Source organism: Methanomassiliicoccales archaeon (assembly GCA_013415695.1).
In the GTDB taxonomy this organism is placed as follows: domain Archaea; phylum Thermoplasmatota; class Thermoplasmata; order Methanomassiliicoccales; family JAAEEP01; genus JAAEEP01.
The window spans coordinates 1-20,738 of record JAAEEP010000016.1; the positions used below are offsets into that span (position 1 = coordinate 1).

The 20,738-nt window shown below is 52.3% G+C and carries 23 protein-coding genes; 7 read left to right on the forward strand and 16 right to left on the reverse strand.

Annotated features, from left to right (window positions below):
- The 3 genes from GKC03_08170 to GKC03_08180 form a co-directional block, all read right to left on the reverse strand.
- Positions 1-419, reverse strand: a 419-nt coding sequence (locus GKC03_08170; protein NYT12503.1) for a hypothetical protein, incomplete at its 3' end; no start/stop codon positions are given.
- Positions 420-532: 113 nt separating this feature from the next.
- Positions 533-787, reverse strand: a complete 255-nt coding sequence (locus tag GKC03_08175; GenBank protein NYT12504.1) for a hypothetical protein — start codon at positions 785-787, stop codon at positions 533-535.
- A gap of 115 nt (positions 788-902) precedes the next feature.
- Complete coding sequence (locus GKC03_08180) at positions 903-1,355, reverse strand: zinc ribbon domain-containing protein (protein NYT12505.1); 453 nt, start codon at positions 1,353-1,355, stop codon at positions 903-905.
- A gap of 316 nt (positions 1,356-1,671) precedes the next feature.
- On the opposite strand from GKC03_08180, the gene GKC03_08185 reads away from it, so the two are divergent.
- Complete coding sequence (locus GKC03_08185; protein ID NYT12506.1) at positions 1,672-1,851, forward strand: hypothetical protein; 180 nt, start codon at positions 1,672-1,674, stop codon at positions 1,849-1,851.
- A 29-nt stretch (positions 1,852-1,880) separates the two neighbouring features.
- On the opposite strand, the gene GKC03_08190 is transcribed toward GKC03_08185, so the two are convergent.
- Positions 1,881-2,117: a DUF2769 domain-containing protein gene (locus tag GKC03_08190; protein NYT12507.1), complete on the reverse strand. Its 237-nt coding sequence runs from the start codon at positions 2,115-2,117 to the stop codon at positions 1,881-1,883.
- A gap of 152 nt (positions 2,118-2,269) precedes the next feature.
- Here GKC03_08190 and GKC03_08195 point away from each other — a divergent pair, with 152 nt between their 5' ends.
- Positions 2,270-2,725, forward strand: a complete 456-nt coding sequence (locus GKC03_08195) for a rubredoxin (GenBank protein NYT12508.1) — start codon at positions 2,270-2,272, stop codon at positions 2,723-2,725.
- Here GKC03_08195 and GKC03_08200 read toward each other — a convergent pair.
- The 6 genes from GKC03_08200 to GKC03_08225 all read right to left on the reverse strand — a co-directional run bounded on the left by GKC03_08200 (position 2,474) and on the right by GKC03_08225 (position 8,773).
- Positions 2,474-2,998 carry a hypothetical protein gene (locus tag GKC03_08200; GenBank protein NYT12509.1) on the reverse strand — a complete coding sequence of 175 codons (525 nt, stop codon included), beginning with the start codon at positions 2,996-2,998 and terminating at the stop codon, positions 2,474-2,476. The two genes, GKC03_08195 and GKC03_08200, sit on opposite strands and share 252 nt — an antisense overlap.
- A gap of 86 nt (positions 2,999-3,084) precedes the next feature.
- Positions 3,085-4,320 (reverse strand): multidrug effflux MFS transporter, encoded by a 1,236-nt coding sequence (locus tag GKC03_08205; GenBank protein ID NYT12510.1) that lies wholly within the window; start codon positions 4,318-4,320, stop codon positions 3,085-3,087.
- A gap of 250 nt (positions 4,321-4,570) precedes the next feature.
- The gene (locus GKC03_08210) at positions 4,571-4,945 is read right to left on the reverse strand and encodes a hypothetical protein (protein ID NYT12511.1); all 375 of its coding nucleotides are present in this window, start codon (positions 4,943-4,945) and stop codon (positions 4,571-4,573) included.
- Positions 4,946-5,068: 123 nt separating this feature from the next.
- Complete coding sequence (locus GKC03_08215) at positions 5,069-7,429, reverse strand: ABC transporter permease (protein ID NYT12512.1); 2,361 nt, start codon at positions 7,427-7,429, stop codon at positions 5,069-5,071.
- A complete protein-coding gene (locus GKC03_08220) occupies positions 7,426-8,127 on the reverse strand; it encodes an ABC transporter ATP-binding protein (protein ID NYT12513.1) in 702 nt (233 codons plus the stop codon). Before GKC03_08220 ends, GKC03_08215 begins: the two co-directional genes overlap by 4 nt.
- A gap of 127 nt (positions 8,128-8,254) precedes the next feature.
- Entirely contained in the window at positions 8,255-8,773 is a 519-nt protein-coding gene (locus tag GKC03_08225) for a hypothetical protein (protein NYT12514.1), read from the reverse strand.
- A gap of 154 nt (positions 8,774-8,927) precedes the next feature.
- On the opposite strand from GKC03_08225, the gene GKC03_08230 reads away from it, so the two are divergent.
- Positions 8,928-9,398 carry a nucleoside 2-deoxyribosyltransferase gene (locus tag GKC03_08230; GenBank protein NYT12515.1) on the forward strand — a complete coding sequence of 157 codons (471 nt, stop codon included), beginning with the start codon at positions 8,928-8,930 and terminating at the stop codon, positions 9,396-9,398.
- 70 nt (positions 9,399-9,468) lie between these two features.
- Positions 9,469-10,083, forward strand: coding sequence for a MarC family protein (locus tag GKC03_08235; protein ID NYT12516.1), 615 nt, complete (start codon positions 9,469-9,471; stop codon positions 10,081-10,083).
- Between the two features lie 23 nt (positions 10,084-10,106).
- Here GKC03_08235 and GKC03_08240 read toward each other — a convergent pair whose 3' ends face one another.
- Entirely contained in the window at positions 10,107-11,372 is a 1,266-nt protein-coding gene (locus GKC03_08240; GenBank protein ID NYT12517.1) for an MFS transporter, read from the reverse strand.
- A 107-nt stretch (positions 11,373-11,479) separates the two neighbouring features.
- On the opposite strand from GKC03_08240, the gene GKC03_08245 reads away from it, so the two are divergent.
- Positions 11,480-12,805, forward strand: a complete 1,326-nt coding sequence (locus GKC03_08245; GenBank protein NYT12518.1) for an arsenic ABC transporter — start codon at positions 11,480-11,482, stop codon at positions 12,803-12,805.
- A 39-nt stretch (positions 12,806-12,844) separates the two neighbouring features.
- Here GKC03_08245 and GKC03_08250 read toward each other — a convergent pair whose 3' ends face one another.
- Positions 12,845-13,627 (reverse strand): hypothetical protein, encoded by a 783-nt coding sequence (locus GKC03_08250; protein NYT12519.1) that lies wholly within the window; start codon positions 13,625-13,627, stop codon positions 12,845-12,847.
- Complete coding sequence (locus GKC03_08255; protein ID NYT12520.1) at positions 13,561-14,139, reverse strand: hypothetical protein; 579 nt, start codon at positions 14,137-14,139, stop codon at positions 13,561-13,563. Before GKC03_08255 ends, GKC03_08250 begins: the two co-directional genes overlap by 67 nt.
- 371 nt (positions 14,140-14,510) lie before the next feature.
- On the opposite strand from GKC03_08255, the gene GKC03_08260 reads away from it, so the two are divergent.
- On the forward strand, positions 14,511-15,857 hold the full coding sequence (locus GKC03_08260; GenBank protein ID NYT12521.1) for a glutamate-5-semialdehyde dehydrogenase: 1,347 nt from the start codon (positions 14,511-14,513) through the stop codon (positions 15,855-15,857).
- On the forward strand, positions 15,775-17,001 hold the full coding sequence (gene proB, locus GKC03_08265; GenBank protein NYT12522.1) for a glutamate 5-kinase: 1,227 nt from the start codon (positions 15,775-15,777) through the stop codon (positions 16,999-17,001). Before GKC03_08260 ends, proB begins: the two co-directional genes overlap by 83 nt.
- Here the strand turns inward: proB and GKC03_08270 are convergent.
- The 3 genes from GKC03_08270 to GKC03_08280 are packed head-to-tail and all read right to left on the reverse strand — an operon-like array spanning position 16,970 to position 20,644.
- The gene (locus GKC03_08270; protein NYT12523.1) at positions 16,970-18,196 is read right to left on the reverse strand and encodes an electron transfer flavoprotein subunit alpha; all 1,227 of its coding nucleotides are present in this window, start codon (positions 18,194-18,196) and stop codon (positions 16,970-16,972) included. The genes proB and GKC03_08270 overlap by 32 nt on opposite strands.
- Complete coding sequence (locus GKC03_08275; GenBank protein NYT12524.1) at positions 18,183-19,052, reverse strand: electron transfer flavoprotein subunit beta/FixA family protein; 870 nt, start codon at positions 19,050-19,052, stop codon at positions 18,183-18,185. Before GKC03_08275 ends, GKC03_08270 begins: the two co-directional genes overlap by 14 nt.
- Positions 19,004-20,644, reverse strand: coding sequence for an FAD-binding oxidoreductase (locus GKC03_08280; protein ID NYT12525.1), 1,641 nt, complete (start codon positions 20,642-20,644; stop codon positions 19,004-19,006). Before GKC03_08280 ends, GKC03_08275 begins: the two co-directional genes overlap by 49 nt.
- Positions 20,645-20,738: the final 94 nt, after the last annotated feature.

Below are 20,738 nucleotides of genomic sequence, written 5' to 3' on the forward strand. Positions count from 1 at the left end.
GCCCCGATCTCGATGCTGTTGGTGTAGGTGCCCGAGGGCGTGGTCACCTCCGCTATCACCGTCCGGGAGTCAAACGAGATACCATCGTTCTTGATGTAGATGGCGAACCAGACGCTGTCATCCACCTCTCCGTAGATGTAATCAGTAATGCTCAGGTTCCCGGAGGTGGACGACTTGAACATCTCCTGGTACAAATAGATCGCACCCAATGCAGCCAAGATGATCCCAAGGACGACGCCTATGGCGAATATGGTCTTCATGTTCCTGCTAACCCACTCGTTGGGCTCGTATCTGCTCTGCATTTCCTCTTGGAGGGTTCCCCTGGGCTCCTCATACCTGAGCATGATGCCACAGTTCCAGCAGGTCTCATCATCTCTCGAGACCCTCTCCCCGCAGAAATGACATCTCACCTCCCTCACCTATCCTATCTATCGTGAATCATGAAGATAAGATTATTCACATGTTTGCCCCAATATTTCATCTAAGGGTTCTGACCGATTCTCATTGGAAATAGAAATTTGCCATCAATATTCTACAGAATATCATCGAGTCCCAGAGATTTAAAATCCGGATGCTTCGTATTTATCCGGTACCTGCCATCGGACAATTCTTCAATTGCCCTATTTTTTATTAAGATTTTCTTATACTTATCAATCGTTCTATCATCGTATCCGAATGTGGTACTGATCGCGAATTCCAGATCATCTTCATCAAATTCCCAATCGGATTCTACGCTCAAAGAAAGTTTGAGAATGAGATTATCATAGATTTCATTCCAAGTTGCCAAGACAGATCCCCTCCTTGAAAAATAAATGATGTCGGATTATTTCTTTTTTTCATATGGATTGTGGGTGACAGAAAGGATTCTTCCAACCATTCTAATTTACTCAAAGATTCTCGCTTCACCAAGGCGCTCTTCCATACCTGAGAACGTGGTCGTTGTACTGCTTGGCCAATCTGTTGGCATCGAGCGTTTGAAAGATCAGTATGATCAGAATGACCGCCAAGATGATTACAGTGAGAATGAACCCAACTCCCATGGTGATGAAACCGAGGAAAATGCTTCCAACAAGTAGAGCGTCCAGGAAAATGCCGAGGATAAGCAGCAGGAATCCTTGAATCATTTTTCCCACATAGATGTGCCCTACCCCCAGTATCCCTATCAATCCAGGCAGTAATGCCAAAATGGTCGCTATCCCTGGATCTTTACGATCAGGGATGGGATACATTCCAGGTCGAGGCTGATATGGAGGATATGGATACTCTGGTGCTCTGCCCTCTTTGAAGTTGAATCCACAATGCATACAGAATTGATAGCCGTCCCGGCTCTCCCCTCCGCATCTCGGACAGAACAAGATGATCCCTCCAACCAATAGAAATTAGTGAATTGGAATCTAAGAATCTTTCTGTGCTCGATTTTCAGTTCTCCGCAAGAACCAATGATCTCATTTCATGTCATATTACCATCAATTGGAGCAACAAAGATGATCTATGACTCAAATTTCAATTGAAAGCTACGCTTAGAAACGGTTTTCAATACTTCACTGAGGCGTTCACAAAGTCCTCAATCACTCTACTCTATTATTCGTCTAATGTCGTACATTTCAAACGATAATAGTACAAGTTTATATATATCAGAAAACGACAATATTGTGAAAGTTGGGGATTCATATGCCAATGTGTCCTTTCTGCGGCCTGTATGTCTACAAAGGGGAAGGAAACACGATCTGCATTTGCGGTGAGGAACTTCCCGAGGATATCCACAAGTACATGAGGGAGAGCATTATCTGCGGAAAACCGATGGAGTTCGAATCCGATTCAGGTGATGAACAGCAATTCAGGGAACTTTGAACCGGGTTATCATTTATGCTCTAGATATCCTAGATTCCTTCATCGTACCTACAGTAGTAGATACTCTTTTTTCCAAGCTCATTACCCACTGGACATTCAGGACATATGCATCCAATCTCATCGTGAACGCAGTTGGTGGGGCTCTTCCCCTTCGTGCAGAAGAACCTCTGCTCCCTGATCTTTGCACATACGGAGTATGAAGGGCATTTCCTGGTGCATAGACATCTTGTCATCTTCTCGTACAGTTCGTCATCACTAAGATTCATTTTTGTCATGAGATCTCCAGGATGTGATTGGAATCTTCCCCCTCGTAATATTTTCCAATTAACCAAGAGTTGAAAAGGTGGTGTGTCAGCTCCCCATCTTAGCTGATAGGTTCAAATCGTCCATCGAACAATAATGTTGGTGAGTGATTGCCATAGATAAGTGGGGATGCACTGTTTGTGGTTATGTATGCGATTCCGAAGAAGGAGATCCCGAGAACGGAATACCGCCAGGGACCGTTCTTGGGGAACTGCTTGGCGACTGGGTTTACCCTGTATGTGGGTCGCACAAGGTCAAGTTCCTCAAACTATGGCACGAGGAATCGGAATCTGATCGCAACTCAAGCTTCAGAGTTGACTCACGCCTGGAGATGACAGCTCGTCATGTAGGAACCAGATTCTATATTATTGGGCAATTGAACAATAACCATGATTATATCATTGTCACCGGGCGCGACCGAGATGTACTGAGATCCTATGTACGTGCCTTGATTAGACATCACTTCTGCGACGAGCGTACCATGGCTGATTACCGTTCCTTTGTTCTCGACTGTGATGAAGAACCAAATCTGATCATAGTACTCGTTTGTGTGATACTCAGTGATGGTTAGATTGTTGGTTGTCTGAGGTCCTTCAGTAGTATAGCTAAAAAAAATGATAGCCATCAGTGTGCCGATCAGAATCAGCATGACAAGGGCGACAAGACCGATGAACAAGGATATATTCTTGGGCAATTCGATTTCGGGCAAGAAAATTCTCATCCACTTTCCTTGCATGGATGATTGGAGCGTGCCTTTTGGCTCCCCGTATCTAAGGAGTGTACCGCAGCTCCAACATGTCTCGTCACTCCTGGACACATCCTTGCCACAGTTGGGACACTTCACCAATTACCCCTCCGTATTAACTAGTGCCTCTTGAGAGAAATAGGTATCCCATAATCGGCTCCTTCAACCGAGATGGCGTCAAGAATCTATTTTCCACCGACGGATTCCAGTTGATGCGATTCTTCAGGTTCCGAGCTGTACTGCTTATACACAGTGAGCCATGCGAATAGGCTGAATATGCCTACAACGGCGAAGATGATACCCATGACCGCTATTCTGCTCTGCCATTCCAGGGATGCGATCATCATTCCTCCCGCCCCTATGGCCATGAAAAGGAAGTTGAATATGGAGGAGGCCGAGCCGATGTCGGTGTCCACCTGGGAAAGTGCGATATCGAAGCTCGGAGGCCTGGTGATGGATACCGCCAGGGTTGCTGGTATCACCGAGAGAAGGAATGGGATCGGACCCAGCTCTCCCAGGGTCATGATCAGGATTCCGCTTATCACAATTACCGCAATGCTGGCAGCTACTATTTTCAGCCGGTTGAAATATCTCGCCAGTATCAAGTAAAGGAAAGGTCCGATCAGCAGGAACATACCATTCGCTGCGAAGAAGAGGCTGAACTCTCCCTTGCTCAATCCGAAATCATCGATCAGGATATATGTGGAGGTGCCAACCCACACGAAGATGATGATGCCCAGGGGAGACAGGCTTGGTAGCAAATTGGAGAACTTGCGATTCCTGAGGACCACGCCCAGCTGTGCCAGGGCAGCGAGCACTTTCCTGTCCGCTCTTTGAGAGATCGACTCATCCATTAGAATGCAGCCGGCAAGTGCGATCATTCCAATTGCCGCCAGTAGGAAGAATATTCCGTTCCAGGTGATCACCTGCAGCAATGCTGCACCGACGATGGGGGCGATGACAGGGCCCATGGCCATCATCATGCTCACCATGGCGAATGCCCTCTCCCTCTCATGACCGTCATAGATGTCCCTCACCATGGCCGTGGAAACGGCGACAGCGACACCTCCGAAGATGCCCTGCAGTGCCCGGAATACTATCAGCTCGTAGACGTTCGTCGATAGCCCGCAGAGAACGCTGAAGAAGACGAACGCGGCCATGCCCGCTATCAGCGCAGGCCTTCTCCCATACTTGTCGGAGAGCGGTCCCCAGAGTAAAAGGCCGATGCCGTAGAATAGGAAGAACAGTATCAGGTTGAGGTTCAGCAGGCTAACGGGAGCATCGAGCTCGACACTCATCTCAGGTAGGGCTGCGAGATACATATCGGTTGCAAGGGCGGGAAGTGCGTTCAGGAGAATGATGATTGCCAGAACTGCGGCGGATCTCTTGGGCAGAACCCATCTCCTTCCCGACTTCTGCATCTCCTGGCCGTTCGTCTAAATCCCCCCGTACGAATCATTGACTGCACCCGTTGTTCCAGAATCAGCAGAGAGGGTACTGTCCAGGTGATTGAATCTGTCGTTATAATCCTTTCATTCCAGGATGAACGGAGTCAGTAGCATCGATCGAGCATCATTGAGAAACGTTGCGAATCCTAAACGATTCACCGGTGAAATCGAAAGCAAATATCGTATTGAAGGGCAATTTGCCATTCTTTGATCAAAATGGACTTCAAACGATCAGCGAGACTATGGCGATCAATGCAAGGGCTCCAAGGAACACGAACATGAAGACCATTGCCTTCTCACCCCTCTGGGCGTAATACCCAGCGCTGTTGATGACCGTATAAATGAGCATGCCCAGTGCAACCAGGCTGATTTCAAATGACCAGCGAGCGTCAAGAATCGAGGAGACTCCGGCTGCCACCAGCAGCAATCCCGTCAGGAATTCGGCGATTATGTGGTAGATCATTCCCAACCGATTCGTCTCAAGGTCGTCGACCTTCTTACCAAGAAGAAGGGCGGTCCACATGCCTATGATCAGCAACCCTATGGCTATCAGGAAGATGGACACCAGATCGGATGGTAACAGCAATTCAATAGCCACAAGAACAGTGGATTGCGTTCATGATATATTTTCATTCGCTAACCAAATTCGAGACTTAATTTCATTTGTAATCTTTACCAGGGGGAGAGTTCGAACCATAATGATCTCGAGACCATTGGAATCTTAGCCAAAGCGCCCCCCAGTGACAGTATTTGCTACATCTAGCTTGGTAATGTATCGTATTGCGGGCACCGAGGCCAGCAATCCCAATACAAATGTCATCACCACTATGACTCCGTATCCGTACCAGTCGCCCAGATACAATATGGTCTGGTACATCGGGAAGAAGATCCTGAACTCCGTGGCCATGGATTCCATCACCAGCCACAGAAGCGGTATCGCCACCAATGCCCCTATTATGATGAGGATTACGACCTCGAGATACACGCTCTTGGCAACCTCCTTCCGACGGTACCCTATTGCCCTGAGCTGGCTGTACTCCGCCCTCCGCTCCAGCACGCTCACATAAACGATGTTCGAGATAGCAATTGCGGCTATGAGGACGCTGATTAGACCGAAGAGGTACAGGACATCCTCGTAGTTTGTGAAGAAGTCCAGCATTCCCGACTTGATGTTGCCCTTCTCCTGTATGTTCGCGACCAGCTGGGACCCCAGGAAGGTCTCCTCCACCTCATCGATGTGACCGTCCTGCACCTTCAGGTAGGCACCGCTGAACAGCTCTACTCCGGATATCTCCCCAATGATGGAGTCGTTGACGTATATCGATCCTATCATGTCGTTTACGATGCCTGTGATGATGAGGTGGGATGTCCCTATCGGCGTGGAGAGGGTTATGGAGTCGCCCGGAGAGAGCCCTTCATCGTTCGCGAGTAAGTAGCTAATCATGCTCTCGTTCGATCTCTCGGCCAGCCTCCCCCTGTCGAGAGAGAACCTGTGGAGGGTCTGGTTCCATCCCATCCCGATGACCAGAGCCGTCCCGTTGCTCCCGTCGCTCTCCCACAGCGACGACACCTTGGAGACCATGACCTCGTCCACGATATAGGGGGAGGTGATCGAGGAGGCGTTCTCCCTATCGATGGGAGCGGCGTAGTCCACTATGAGGTCCCAGTCGTCGTTGTCGATGGTGGCTGCGATGGAGTTCTCGAAGGAGGCTATCATGAGGAAGGACATGCTCCCCATGACCACGGAGAAGGCGACCGCCACCACCATGATCGCGGTTCGCCCCTTCTGCCTGATCATCTTCCTCCAGGCGTACTTCAACATGTAATTCATTTTTCTGGGTGGGCTGACCTTCGTCTCCTTACGCCTCTTCCTCATGCGGTTCCTGGTCCCCTTGATGGCCTCATGGGGTTCCATCCTCACCGTGCTCCAGACCGCGATCGTCGAGGCCAGTATCGCGGTGATGGGACCAAACACAGCGCCAGTGAGCACCATCTCAAGGGGAAGGATGAACACCGCGCTGGAGGCGTGGATGGCAAGCTGAGCATAGTAATCGCCAAGCATCTGCCCCACGGGTATCCCTAGGAGAACACCGGCCAGGGAGCTGAATCCCCCCACGATCAGCGCCAGGTAGACGTAGGACATCAGTACCTGCCCCCTGCGGTATCCAAGAGCCCGAGTGATACCGATCTCCCTGCGCTGTTCCTGGACCATCCTTGTGAAGGAGGAGTAGACCACGAAGAACGCCACGATGAGGATGAGCCCTGCGATCACGCCGGCGAACATCTCACCCTGCTTGAGATCCTCCTTGATGAGCGCATACCCGTACAGCTCGTCCTGGGTCTGGGTGTATATTACGGTGTCGTCGGCCAGCTCCTCGGTGATGCTCTGCTTGGCCGCCATCTCCTTGCCATCCTCCAGAAGGAAGAGGAACTCGTTGACCATCGCTGCGGGGACACCGAAGGACTGGCGGAGTGACGGCTCCGGTAGGTACACAACGGCCATGGAGCCTGGGATCGGCATTATTGACTGGGGGTTGATCGGCATGAAGATGAACTCAGGGGAGTATGCAAGCCCAACCACAATCTTCTCGTCCCAGCCCGAGCTGGTCATCAGCGAGATCGAATCTCCCACCCCAATACCAGCGTTATCCGCGTACCCCTTCTCCAATATGACAGTGTCGTTCCAATCCTGGGAGAAGTAGGTTCCGCTGCCCTGGGGGATCTCCAGGATGTTGATGTCTGGTGGGCTGGAAGGGTCTATACCCAGCAGGGTGGCGGCGACCTGCTCGCCCCTCACCATTATCCTGGAAGCGAAGTCTAGTCTCGCCTCCGCCTCCTCCACGCCATCGATCGCCTCCAGCTGTGCCAGCTCGCTCTCGGGGGCGAGCTCCACCCTCACCACCAGGTCGCTGAGGTGCTGATCCTCGACGACTTGCTCCAGAGTGCTCTGGGCCGAGGGGATCATCGAACCCATCCCGATGTAGAGGGCGACGGCGAAGAAGATGAGCAGCCCCGCCCCAATGGCTCGGAACTTGATCCTTCTGAGCTCCCTGTTCTGCTTCCGGTAGAGGTAGCGGGTCATGCCGCCGTCCCTTCCCTGTCCTTGATGCTCTCGATCCTCCCCGATCGGATGCGGATGGTTACATCCGCGAATTGAGAAGCCTCGTCCCAGTGAGTGACCGCCAGCACTGTCGTCCCTGTCTCCCTGTTGAGGTCCCTGATCAGCTCCCAGATCGTCTCTCCCGTCTCAGCATCGAGGTTTCCGGTGGGCTCGTCCGCGATCAGTAGTTCAGGCTCCATTGCCAGTGCCCTTGCCACCGAGACCCTTTGCTGCTCTCCACCGGACAGTTGATCGGGGAATTTCGCCTCCATTCCCTTTAATCCCACCATATCGAGATACCTTAAGGAACGCTCCCTCAACTCCTTGGGATCTTTGATCTTTAGAGCAAGGCCGATCTCGATGTTCTCCAACGCGTTCAATGTGGGGAAAAGATTGAAGAACTGGAATACGAAACCGATCGACTCTGCCCTGAACCTGGTGGCCTCATCATCGTTCAGGGAGGTGATCTGCTTGTCTCCCACCATCACATTACCCTCGGTGGGCGAGATCAAGCCCGAGATGATGTTCAGAAGGGTCGTCTTGCCAGAGCCGCTTGGTCCAAGAATGACGACGAACTTGCCTTTCCCGATATCCAGACTGAGATCGTTGACCGCTTTGATCATCTTGTCTCCGCTCTGGTATTCCTTTGTTACCCCTTGTATCTGAACGATCTTTTCCATTTCGTCCCCCTCCGAATATAATAAAAAATACCATTTATTTGGGATTATAAGAAGATAGGGGGTTGATCATTCGGTCGAAGCCAACTTGGTAAAAGGCGAGATCGGTCCAATTTCGGGAGAGGGTGTATCAAGTCTTCGAACTCATTTCGATCTGCTTCCTCAATGAGTCGACGAACACGGAATTGTGGATTGTCTTCCTTCGCTTTCTAAACACTGGCTTTGTTGGATCGATTTCGTAGAACTCGATGAAATGCAAGATTGAGGTTCTTTCCTCTCTGCAAATGATCTCGACCAGGGGCTCTTCCTCGACCACGTCCACTATCGATTCGTATTCAAATGATTTTTCAACAATGGTGTAACCGTATGGAGGTTGAAAAGCCCTCTTCCTGCAAAGGCTGATGACTCTCCTATTAGTGAAAAGAAGGATGCATAACTGATAGCAGTATCTGGTCATTTCGGCCCAAACCAGATCATGCCTATGGAGTGAGGGGTAACCATAAACCCCCAGTTTTTTCGGTAGGGGTCTGGCCATCGCCTTAACATCGGCATAGACGGCCCCGATGACCTCCTCAACTTCCTCTCCTTCATGAATGTCGATGCGGTCCAGAACCTCATCATATGTCAATTCTGTTCGATCGTGGTTCAAGAGCTTCCCCCATTGATGTACGAACTGTGAGAATTTCAATTTTACCAGGGATATCTCATCTCAATTCAAGGCAGATTCGTTCATCCTTCAGAAAGAGGGATTAATCACATCTGCATTGGTAGTGCCTACCCAATCGATCGCAGGATGATTTCCAATGACAATTACGATTTACATCGCCGGACCTATGTTCTCACAAGCTGAGAAACGCTACAACGAAGAGATATGCGAACATCTCGAAGAACTTGGTTATAGGACTTTCCTCCCTCAGAGGGAAGCCAGCGATGTCGATGACCTCCTGAGGTCTGGCCTAGACTGGGATCAGGTGAACCAGCAGATCTTCGAGGAGGACACCAAGGGAATAAGGAACTCCGATATCGTTCTCTTCGTGATGGATGGAAGGGTTCCCGACGACGGCGCTTGCGTGGAGATCGGATACGGTTACGCACTAGGGAAGGAGTGTATAGGCCTCAAGACCGACCCAAGGAGTTTCATGAGCGATTACGATAACTCGATGATCGTTGGCGCTCTTAAGAATAGGATCGCCAGGAACACGGACGAGCTTCTCTCCATCATCAGGGAGATCGCCCTATCACCAGATGCCGCATCCCAAGAGGAGAGCTCATAAGTAACCGTTAACGAGCCGATATTCTTCCGTTCTGCAAACCCTTAAGAGATGGTCGGAGGATGCCTCCGATATGGACCTTCAGGCTTTGGTGTACGCTGCGGCGATCTTCTTCTTCATATTCGATCCATTTGCCACGCTTCCAGTGTTCATCAGCTCCACCAAGGGCTTGGATGAAGACGCCAAGGTGAAGAGCGCAAACAAGGCCATCCTGGTCTCCATAATTCTCTTCGTGATTTTCGTTCTCATAGGTAACAATCTCCTTCAGATATTCGATATATCGATCTCCGCCTTCAAGCTGGCCGGGGGCATAATCCTGTTCCTGCTGGCCCTGGAGATAATCTTTGGTCTCCAGCTAGGAGGGCAGGGGGAGAAGAACGTGGCATGGGTGGTTATAGCCTCCCCACTGCTTACCGGTCCGGGTGTGATGACCACGGCCATAGTGCTGGCCGGACAGCACGGCTACTTGCTGACGATACTTGCTGGGCTTCCAGTGCTGCTATTCACCTGGTTCCTGCTCAGGAATGCATCCCTCATCGTGAGGTTCCTGGGCGACAATGTCATAGACATCACTTCCAGGATAATCGGCCTTCTCGTAGCCGCCATGGGTGCCGAGTTCGTCCTGAGTGGGGTCATGGAATATGCCAAATCCAACGGTGTTTATGCGATCCTCCGCCTGATCTATTGATTGGATTCAATAACATCGCGGCATCAGACTCTCGTTTCCGCGCTCCAATTCCCCTTCTTCTCCCAACCCGAGAGGATAAGGTAGAGGACGCAGGACCCTGTCAGTATCATCGCGCTAACCATCAGCGCGGCGGAGATGGAGACGGAGTTGGAGATTACTCCCATGGCAAGCGAGCCTGTCATGAAGCCGACCTGCAAGATCAAGGACTCGAAGGAAAGCAGCGTGGAACGCTTCGCCGCCGGCACCTGTGAGTTGAATATTGCAGAGTGAGGGGAGCTGGAGAGCCCGTTGAAGGCGAATGTTACCAGGTAGAAGAAGGCGAATCCCAGGATGTCTCCCTGCAATGCAAGGGCCAGCATTAACAAGCCCATCATGCCCCTCATTCCCACCAGGCTCAGAGCGAGCCTTCCTTTCATCTTCTCGCTCAAAGAGGCGGATATTGCATTTCCAAGGGAACCCATCAGGAAGTACCCTGCAGCCAACACCCCGTATATCCATGTCTGCGAATCGACCCCGATAAGTTCCTCGACCCTGGGCTGCCATAGAAGTTCTAGGCCAGCGAACCCGAACCCGGCCGCCACAGTGGCCATGAGAAGGATCTTGATGACCGGGTTTCTTGCCCCGTACATGATGGATGTGGATAGAATCTCCGGCAGCTTCTTGAAGCCATCAGAGGCCTTTCCGATGAACTCCCCATGCTCGAAGACCAGGGCGGAGGTCAGGAAGAACTGGATGATTGCCAGTAGTACCATCAAAACCAGGTTGCCCGAGTAGATGTTGAATCCCGGGATCTGCTCGAACCACGGTCCAACGATCATGGGCATCACCCCACCGATAATGGATGCCGCGGCCAGCCCTAGAGGGATGAACACCCCCACCTTAGCCAAGGACTTCTGGAGATTGCCCTCGGGATGCGCCCGGTTGAACTCGTCAACGAACCACGCGTCCATGGAACCGGAGGACAAAGCTCTCGCAACCCCGAAGGCCAGGAATGCGAACGCCATGGTGATGAAGTTCCAGGATATTAGGATAAGCAGGTAGGAGATTATCTGGACCACGACCGAGATGAGGTACACCCTCTTGCGACCGATGCTGTCCGACAATCCTCCTGTTGGGAGCTCCAAGAGGATGACGGTGGCGGAGTAAATGGCAGCTGTCACGCCAACCTCCAGGAGATTCAGACCCTTGTCCAGCTGCACCAGGATCAATATTGGAAAGAAGAGTCCAATTATGAACCAGTGGAACGATTGATTGATTACGAAGACAAAGTGGATGTCGTCCCTGATCATCTAACGGACTCCTTTCGTCCGTGGGTAGATAAAATTCGAAACAGAAAAATTTGTTCCTTCACAGTTCGAGGGTCATTTCCTTAAGCTAGGAAGCGTTATTTCCCCCCGTGAATGGCATCTGGATCGCCCTGGCTGTTTTCCTCTTCACATACTTCCTGATATCGATCAGACGGCTTCCCAAGATCAAGCTCGATCGCCCGATCGCAGCCCTCGTAGGGGCCGTTCTCATGCTCATACTGGGAGTGGTCACTCCTGAGAGGGCTCTCGAATCGATCGATCTGGATATACTGTTCCTTCTGCTGGGAATGATGCTCCTGGTGGTGGGGCTGGAGTTCTGTGGCCTCTTCGAGTGGGTCTCGATCCGAATGATCAGGTACTCCGGAACGCAGTTCAGACTCCTTGTGCTTGTGATGGTGGTGAGCGCGGTGCTTTCCGCCCTCGTCCTGAACGACGCGGTGGTGCTGATGTTCACCCCGATCGTCATCAAGACCTGCAGGCTGGTGAAGACGGATCCCGTTCCCTTCCTTGTGGGAGAGGTGGTCGCCGCCAATATTGGGAGCGTAGCGACAGCGGTGGGGAACCCTCAGAACGCGTACATAGCCACCAAGGCAGATATAGGCTTCCTGGAGTTCTCGGCCGCGCTGCTCCCGGTGGCCGTGATATCTCTCTTGATCGGCGTAGTTCTAATATACATCATCTTCAGGAAGGACATCGAAAAGGGGGATGCTGCCGCCCTGCGCTCTCTCGCCCGGGAGAACGGGTGGTCACGTCTCAGAAATTTCATTTTGGAGGGGGACAGCCAGGCCAAGGAAGGTATGGTGAATCTACGCAAAAGGCGAATGGCGCTACAGGCGATCCTGCTAATCACGCTCATTGCGGTCATGGGCTTCTCACTGAGCAGCTTCATTGGGATCCCTCTCTCCATGGTGGCCTTCGCGGCCGGGGTAGCCACTTTCATGGTCCTGTTGCTCATGACCGATGTCCGCAGTGGAGAGATCCTGAGAAAGGTGGACTGGTCGATAATACTGTTCTTCATCGGTCTTTTCATCGTTCTGCAGGGCGTGAGGGACTCCGGGCTTCTTGCCGAGATCCAGGCGCTATTTCCAGGTTTCGGGCCGGGAGAGACCCCTACCTTGGGATCGCTCACACTCTTCTCGGCCGTACTGTCCAACCTGGTGAGCAACGTTCCCGCGGTCATGCTTCTGGGCGAGATGATACCGGTTCAGAGCACGGACCTGTGGCTCGCCCTAGCTTCATCCTCCACATTAGCAGGGAACGCCACCTTGCTCGGTGCCGCAGCTAACATAATCGTGGCTGAGAAGGCAGAAGGGTTGGGGGTCGAGATATCCTTTAAGAGATTCATAATGGCGGGTCTTCCCATTGCGGTAGTTACCCTACTCGTATCCACACTTCTGCTCTTGATGATTATGTGAGCCGTCTTCGGTCAATCTCTCAACTCTCAGAAAAGGAGCCTACTCGGGGGATTCCGCTTCTACCGCTGGAACCTTGTCGGACCTGCCCATCTTCCTGTTCGTCCAATTTATTAGCCTGTCAGCTGAGAATAGATCGATGAATTCCTGCTTGCTGTGGTTCTTCAACCACCAAAGCCCAATGCCGGCGACGGTCAACGCTCCAAGAATATCGGACATCACATCCTGCATGGTGTCGAGGTAAGACATGTACTGCATGGTGGAGCCGAGCACCTCGTCGCTGATGAGCTCGTATATCTCCCAGCCAAGGCCGAAGGCGCAAGTGAACCCGAGAGTGAAGATCACTATGAACGGAGCGGTGAGACGGATGGTTATGGAGTATCTCTCCAGGTAGATCAAGAAGAAGAACGAGACGTAGGCCACGATCACCGCCGCCACGTAGTGGGCGACCTTGTCCCACCAGTCTATGAAGACGTCGTAGAGGCCGAGATAGATCCCTATGTCGTGCATCATGAGGACTCCGGATATGGCCAGCACGATCGGTATGGGGAAGATGTAGATGCCCTTCCATCCCAATGCGAGCAAAACCACGAGTGCCAGTACTGCCAGCATGTATGGGAAGAAGGTGAGTATGGTATTCTCTATCCCGCCCTTCGTGGAGTGGTACCAGTAGTCCAGGAACAGGATCGAGAAGACCAGCACACCCGTCAGTATGATTATCGTACTCCATACGATGAGGTAGTATTTCGTCTCCCTTCTCAGATCGATCCCCCCGCAGATCCCTCGAATGGAATCGATCGCTTGAAGAGTACCATTACCACCCACATCCCCAGGATCATGAAGCCTATATCACTGACCGCGAACATCATCCAGCGGTTGTCGATGATCAGTGCGTGACCTGTCAGAAAGTCAAAGACCAAGAGGTTGAGAATGAGAAGTGTCACAAGGAAAAGGGCGATGAATAGCACAGACAGTATGGCCATGGCCCTGTTCATTGTCAAATTTGTGTGAGATATCATCGATAGGACGATGAGGAAGGCGATCGAGAGGCAGGCAACGGCGATGCCTATCTCCTTCAGGTGGTAACCTATGTCCAAGGTGTAGAAATTGAACAGCATGGCCAGCATCAAAGCGATGACGGTCGTGAAGGCAAGTGATGCGGAAAGTGCGACGTTGATGTAGACCGGTCTCATGATCTTTCGGATCAGGATCAGTATCAGGACAGCGGCCAGGAGTGAAACCCAGGGGTCTATAGAAAGCAACGCTACAGCTAATATGCCTATACTGATAATGAACATCAGAGGGATTCCCCTCGAATTCTTCTCTTCACTTTCCATTTATGGCCCCCGGCCGGTCGCGAAAGATTTTATTCATGTCTATAGTATAAATCTTTTTGTCCTGGGGACATCCCCGAACTCTCCCATTTCGATGAGCGAAGGACACGCAATATTTATCGTGAAAGATATGGAGGGTCAAATAAGATAAAGAATGGGTGCGACCTTGAATAATGCCTGAAGCGATTGATGAGGGACTTACTCGTGACCTTATGTTTGGATCTCTTCCTTCCTGTAATGGCTATGAATCACTATTACTGGGATGATTTGGGCAGTCGGTACCGTTCTATGATATTTATTTAAAGCAGGGTGTCCATTTTGGCGGCATCGCAACCCATTACTAGACTATATTATCTGCTGGACAAGGTGGTTAGATGGGGTCGGACATAAAGAGCAGGGTGGAAAGGGCCAAGCGGGCATCCATAGTCCTAGCTAGCAAACCCACAGGGCTGAAGAATCGGGCGCTCGAGGCAATGGCCGAAGCCCTTGACTCCAACAGGGAGCGGATAATCGAGGAAAATGCCAAGGATGTGGCCTTGGCCGAAGAACTGGTCGCCAGTGGAGAGATGAGCAGGGCACTGCTCAAGCGTCTGATAGTGACTGAACCGAAGATAGACGCTATGATCGCTGGCATCAAGGATGTAATCGAACTGGAGGACCCAGTGGGGAAGACTCTGGACGCAATCGAGCTGGATGAGGAGCTCAATCTCTATCAGGTCAGTGCGCCCATCGGACTCATTGGAGTCATCTTCGAGTCCAGACCTGACGTTATCCCTCAGATAATGTCTCTCTGTCTCAAGAGCGGTAACGCCACCGTGTTCAAGGGGGGAAGCGAGGCCGTCAGATCGAATCGGACTCTTTTCGAGATCCTGGTAGAGGCCATGGAGTCAGTGGAGGGAATTCCAACGGATGCCTTCCAGCTGATGGAGACCCGGGAGGACGTTAGCGCCATCCTCGATCTGGATCGATATATCGACCTCCTGATTCCCCGAGGCTCAAACCAATTCGTCCAGTATATCCAGGACAACACGCGGATACCCGTCCTCGGACACGCCAGCGGCATCTGTCATGTCTATGTCGACGAGAAAGCAGATCTGGATAAGGCCTGGGATATTAGCCTGGATTCCAAGGTGCAGTATGCCGCGGTCTGCAATGCCGCCGAGACACTTCTGGTTCATAACAGAATAGCGACAAAGTTTCTCCCCACAATGGCCCAGCGCCTATTGGATAAGGGCGTGGAACTTAGGTGTGATCGCGCCTCGCTCGAACTGCTCATGGGAGCAAAGGGGCTAGATAAATCCAATATAGTCTCCGCGACCGAAGGGGACTGGTGTACGGAGTACAATGATCTTGTCATTTCTATTGGGGCGGTCAGCTCAATGGATGAGGCCATCGATCACATCAATTCGTTCGGGTCGCACCACACCGATGCGATCGTTACTGAGAACAAGGAGAGCGCATCCAAATTCGTTTCGTTAGTCGACTCGTCCAGCGTCATGGTGAATTGCTCAACCCGCTTCGCTGATGGATACCGCTATGGAAAGGGTGCAGAGGTGGGTATCAGCACCAACAAGATCCATGCCCGAGGACCCGTGGGCATGGAGGGATTGATGATCTACAAGTATGTCCTAATTGGAAATGGGCAGGTGGTCGCCGATTACTCTGGACCTGAAGGGAGAACATTCACTCACAGGAAGCTGGAGGAAGATTACCCGTTGTGATGGAGGCGTGTTGGTGAGCGGACGGAGTGAACTTCTTAACGATTTGAATGTGCTGGTCATCAAGATAGGAACAAGCTCGATAATGAGGAATGAATTCCAGGTCAATCGCAATCTGATGGACGACTTGGCCAGGCAGGTACGGAGTCTCATGGACAGGGGAATCCAGGTGATCCTGGTCAGCTCCGGAGCCATCGGTCTTGGTCTGGGCGCGATGGGAGCGCGTCCTAAGCCTTTCGAGATACCCATCCGCCAGGCCGCAGCCTCGGTTGGACAGGGGATGCTCATGAGAGAGTGGAGAGAGTCGTTCGAAAGGGTGAACCTCAAGGTTGCGCAGATACTCTTGACCTACGAGTTCTACTCCGACAGGGAGACCTACCTGAACCTCAGGAACAACCTGTCCACCCTGATGGAATATGGCGTGGTCCCCATCATCAACGAGAACGACGCGGTGTGCACCAAGGAGATCGAGGCCGTCTTCGGGGACAACGACACGCTTTCCGCCATGGTGGCAAGCAAGATAGAGTCCGACCTGCTGATCATTCTCTCCGATGTCGATGGGCTCTGCGACAGGAATCCAAAGCTCTGCGATACCGCTCATTTGATACCTCTCGTAGAGAAGATCACACCTAACATCGAGCGCATGGCCGGTGATCCCACCAGTACCAAGGGGGTCGGGGGCATGCGCACCAAGATTCAGGCGGCCAAGATCTGCTGCATGTCCGGCTGCAAGATGGTCATCGCCAATCACGGCATCGAGGAGGTCATAACCAAGATCGTGGATGGCGATGAGGTAGGCACGCTCTTCATCTGCGATGAGAAGGTTGACAAGAATCGGAAGCGCTGGATCATACTCGCGAATCCCTCTGGGCAGATACGGGTCGACAAGGGTGCGATGAGAGCCCTGGTTGGAGGGAAGAATGGCCTTCTAGCTTCAGGTATCAAAGAGATCATAGGGGAGTTTGACAGGGGCGACATAGTAGAACTCGTCCACGATGGAAAGGTCTTCGCCAAAGGAATCACTGATTATCGCTCCGAAGAGCTGGAGAAGGTCAAAGGTGCCCATTCCAATGACATCGAGTCCATTCTGGGATACAGCAACTACAGCAACGTGATCAAGCACGAGAACCTGGCCCTTCTCCCATAGCTTTTCTTTCCTTCAGCTTCATTAGAATGGCAGGGACCACCTCAAATACATCACCCACTATCCCAAAATCGGCCACCTTGAAAATGGGGGCGTCCGGATCCTTGTTCACGGCCACGACCACATCTGACGAGCTCATGCCAACAAGATGCTGGATTGCCCCAGAAATCCCCAATGCGAGGTACAGCTTGGGCATCACGGTCTTGCCGCTCTGTCCCACCTGGCTAGAGGGGGGCATCCATCCTAGCTCCACAAGGCTACGGCTGCTTGACATTGTGGCCCCGAGCTCACAGGCCAACTCTCTCACCATTTCGAGGTTCTCCCGGTTGGTGATTCCACGGCCAATCGACACCAGGACTTTGGATTCCTCGATCCTGATATCCTCTTTCTCTTCTCGAACTTCCTCGACGATCTCTGTCCTTATCGATCTCCTGGAGATCTTCATCTCAGGTATCTCGATGACTCCCTTTCTGTTATCGTCAGGTGGAGGTATCTTGAACACCCTTGGTCTGACAGTTGCCATCTGGGGCCTGGTATCCGGGGACAGGATGGAGGCCATGACGTTTCCACCGAAGGCCGGCCTGGTCTGGACCAGCTGTCCCCCATCATCGATGCTAAGCTCCGTGCAGTCAGCGGTAATGCCCACTCCTAATCTGGCAGCTATTCTCGGCGCAAGATCCCTTCCATTCACCGTGGCTCCGAAGAGCACGACTGAAGGTTTATCCGACGAGATCAGGTAGGAGAGAGCATTGGCGTAACCATCGGTAGTGTATCTCTTGAGAAGCTCGTTCTCTAAGTACACGACCCGATCCGCACCGTATCGGAACAACTCTTCACCCAACCCTTCTAATCCTGGGGGTCCAGCTAGAGCGGCTATGACACTCTCTTTGGTGGTCGTGACCATTCCCCGAGCCTTTCCCAGAAGCTCAAGTGTCACATCCTTGATGCGTGGACCGTTTCCCCGGTCCTCCCATTCAACCCAGACCATGATGGCCTTCCAATCCTCGAGGGAAACGACTTGTCCCCCGTGGCGATCAATTGAGATGGCGTGATATTCGCAAAGGTTCACGCATATCCCGCAGAGGGTGCAGTTTTCCAGGACCTGGGGAAGATTATCGGTCATAACCAAGCCGTCAAAGGGACATCCCTTCTCGCAGGCACGGCATCCAACGCATTTTTCCGGATCAATGATCAGCACTGGTCTCCCCCCTTCTCGGTTCGAAGCCTTTTTCCTCAAGGAACTTCACGAGGAGTGCAGCGGCGTGCTCCGGGTTTGTTCCATCAACGATGACGCCGCCCTCTCTTCTGGAGGGGACGAATACCCTGACGACCTGGGTGCGAGATCCCCTGAGGCCGACACTCTCCTCGTTGATATCCAGGTCCTTGGCTCCCATCACCACTATCTCTTTGCTCCTGGCCTTGAGGAAGTCGGCCATCGAGGGGAATCGTCTGATGTTGGATCCCTTTCCGATGGAGACTAGTGCGGGAATGGTAGCCCTCACCACCTGTTTTCCGTTCTCCATCTCTCGCGTTGCCAGTATCTTGTCGCCAGCGAACTCGATCGTTGAACACCCCGTGACCTGAGGTATGCACAGCATCTCGGCAAGCTCGGCGGGGACCTGGGCGGTATCCCCGTCTATGGCCTGCTTGCCGGTAAGGATGAGGTCGTAGTCACCTATCGTTTTCCTGATGCACCGCTCGAGCACCAGGGCCGTGGCCCAGCAGTCAGAGCCGACAAAGCTCTTGTCGTTCAGCAGGATCGCCCTATCCGCACCCAGCTCCAAGCAGCGCAACAATGCTGATCTGGCCTGGGGTGGGCCCATGGAAATGGCGACGATCTCCACCTCTTCATCCGTCACGTTCTTAATTCGAAAAGCCTCGTCCAGAGCATACTCGCAGAAGGGGTTTAGGATGGATGAGACACCTTCTCTGACCATCATTCCAGTTTCAGGATTCACTTTCACCGAATCGGCCTCTGGAACCTGCTTCACGCAGATGACGATCCTCAGTTCCCCACCTCCGGTTCGAATATGTTGCCAGGGCTCAGCATCCATCCAGGATCAAGCGATCGCTTGATCCTCCGCATCTCCTCGACGCCCTTGTCGCCGTACATGATCCTGAGAAAATCCCGCTTCAGCTTCCCTATGCCATGCTCGGCGCTGACCGAACCGCCAAGGGCGACAGCCTTTTGCGCGAACTCCTGGTAGAGCACCTTGCCTCTCTCGAGTTCCTCCTGGTTCCGGGGTAGGATGTTAAGGTGAGGGTGATTGTCCCCTATATGGCCAAATATCACATAGTCCAGACCGGACGTATCCATCCTGGAGGTGTAGAATGACATCATCTCCAATAGGCTTCCGTCCGGAACCGAGATATCGGTACCCAACTTGTGCATGGCCGGATGTTCCCTCTTTCGCTGGGCGATTATTGCGTTGACCGTCTCCGGCACCGCGTGTCTGAAGCCGAAGAATCGCTCCAGCTCTCTACCTTCGTGACCGCACCAGCTTCTTTCCAAAGATGAATTGCACTGACCGGCCAACCATCCAATTCTTTCTAGATCCCTTTCTATTGTCTCCTCCGAGAAGGGTATGTCGAAAAGGACTGCTGAGCCTGCGTCAACAGGAATGGGAGGCACTCCCAGGCTGGTAGGGAGGGCTTCCTGGACATCTCGTAGCATTCGCAGGCTTCGACCGTCAAGCAATTCGATGTACTCCGGGGTGATGATCTGATCGGACCTCAACCCAATTACGAATTCTAACGCTCTCTCCAGGTCATCGAGGAAAAGGACGCTGGAGAACTGGGGTTTCAGCTCCTTGAGCCATACCTCGATCAGTGTGATTATGCTGAGCACTCCCTCGGAGCCAATGAATAGGTCTATGAGGTCCATTCCCTCGTACGCGCATATTCCAGCGGCATTCTTCACATCATGATCAAGAGGTCCCAGGTACTTCGGAATGGGAATCTCTCTTTCCTCTCCGTTCGAAAGCTCTATGATGAAACTTCCGTCCTTAGCATGGTACTCGCCCCTGGTGATATCCAGTATATCACCGCTGGCCAGCATGACCCTGATACGCTTCACCCAGTTTCGCGTGGGACCGTACTTGAACGTCCTTGCGCCCGAAGCATTGGTTGCCACCGTTCCACCGATCGAGGCCCCCTGCTCGGTCGGGTCAACGGGATAATGATGTGGAGCATCATTCTTGAACCTGGCCACGGCGCCTGGAGTGAGATCGATGAGCTCTTCTCCTCTCTTCGAGAGCACCCTCTCGATCTCCGAGAGGGTGACCGCCGGTTCCACTCTGATGAAGTATCTGCTCTGCGTCTCATCCCAACCTAGACCCAGGAAACCAGACATCTTATCAGTGGAGATGATCCCTCCTCCCTGAGGGACCGCGCTACCTGAAATTCCGGTCCTCGCTCCGCTGATGTACGAACTCACTCCCTTCTCTCTTGAGAAGCTGAAAACCGAAGCGAGCTCCTCCTCCGATCGCGGGAAGAAAAGGAAGTCAGCCCAACCGGTCATCTTCGATTCGTCAATGAGGTAGGCAGGATACTCGCTCCCGATGACAACTGGGTCCTTCACGGATCTTACCTCGGAAATGGGAGCTATATCGACCTTCTCGGCCTCTATCCGGTTGGACTCCTTCATCGTTCAGTGAAATGATTGCCTCGTTTATGAACTTAACACAATCAATGGAAGACCATTCGATTTTCGTATCCTTAAATGGAGCAAGTTATTTCTA

What these genes read in the sequence shown, in the direction of transcription:
- GKC03_08185 (NYT12506.1), top strand. Translation starts at nt 1,672, where the DNA reads ATGCCAATGTGTCCTTTCTGCGGCCTGTATGTCTACAAAGGGGAAGGA.
- GKC03_08190 (NYT12507.1), bottom strand. Translation starts at nt 2,117, where the DNA reads ATGAATCTTAGTGATGACGAACTGTACGAGAAGATGACAAGATGTCTA.
- GKC03_08205 (NYT12510.1), bottom strand. Translation starts at nt 4,320, where the DNA reads ATGCAGAAGTCGGGAAGGAGATGGGTTCTGCCCAAGAGATCCGCCGCA.
- GKC03_08215 (NYT12512.1), bottom strand. Translation starts at nt 7,429, where the DNA reads ATGACCCGCTACCTCTACCGGAAGCAGAACAGGGAGCTCAGAAGGATC.
- GKC03_08220 (NYT12513.1), bottom strand. Translation starts at nt 8,127, where the DNA reads ATGGAAAAGATCGTTCAGATACAAGGGGTAACAAAGGAATACCAGAGC.
- GKC03_08230 (NYT12515.1), top strand. Translation starts at nt 8,928, where the DNA reads ATGACAATTACGATTTACATCGCCGGACCTATGTTCTCACAAGCTGAG.
- GKC03_08235 (NYT12516.1), top strand. Translation starts at nt 9,469, where the DNA reads ATGGACCTTCAGGCTTTGGTGTACGCTGCGGCGATCTTCTTCTTCATA.
- GKC03_08240 (NYT12517.1), bottom strand. Translation starts at nt 11,372, where the DNA reads ATGATCAGGGACGACATCCACTTTGTCTTCGTAATCAATCAATCGTTC.
- GKC03_08255 (NYT12520.1), bottom strand. Translation starts at nt 14,139, where the DNA reads ATGGAAAGTGAAGAGAAGAATTCGAGGGGAATCCCTCTGATGTTCATT.
- GKC03_08260 (NYT12521.1), top strand. Translation starts at nt 14,511, where the DNA reads ATGGGGTCGGACATAAAGAGCAGGGTGGAAAGGGCCAAGCGGGCATCC.
- proB (NYT12522.1), top strand. Translation starts at nt 15,775, where the DNA reads ATGGGCAGGTGGTCGCCGATTACTCTGGACCTGAAGGGAGAACATTCA.
- GKC03_08275 (NYT12524.1), bottom strand. Translation starts at nt 19,052, where the DNA reads ATGGATGCTGAGCCCTGGCAACATATTCGAACCGGAGGTGGGGAACTG.
- GKC03_08280 (NYT12525.1), bottom strand. Translation starts at nt 20,644, where the DNA reads ATGAAGGAGTCCAACCGGATAGAGGCCGAGAAGGTCGATATAGCTCCC.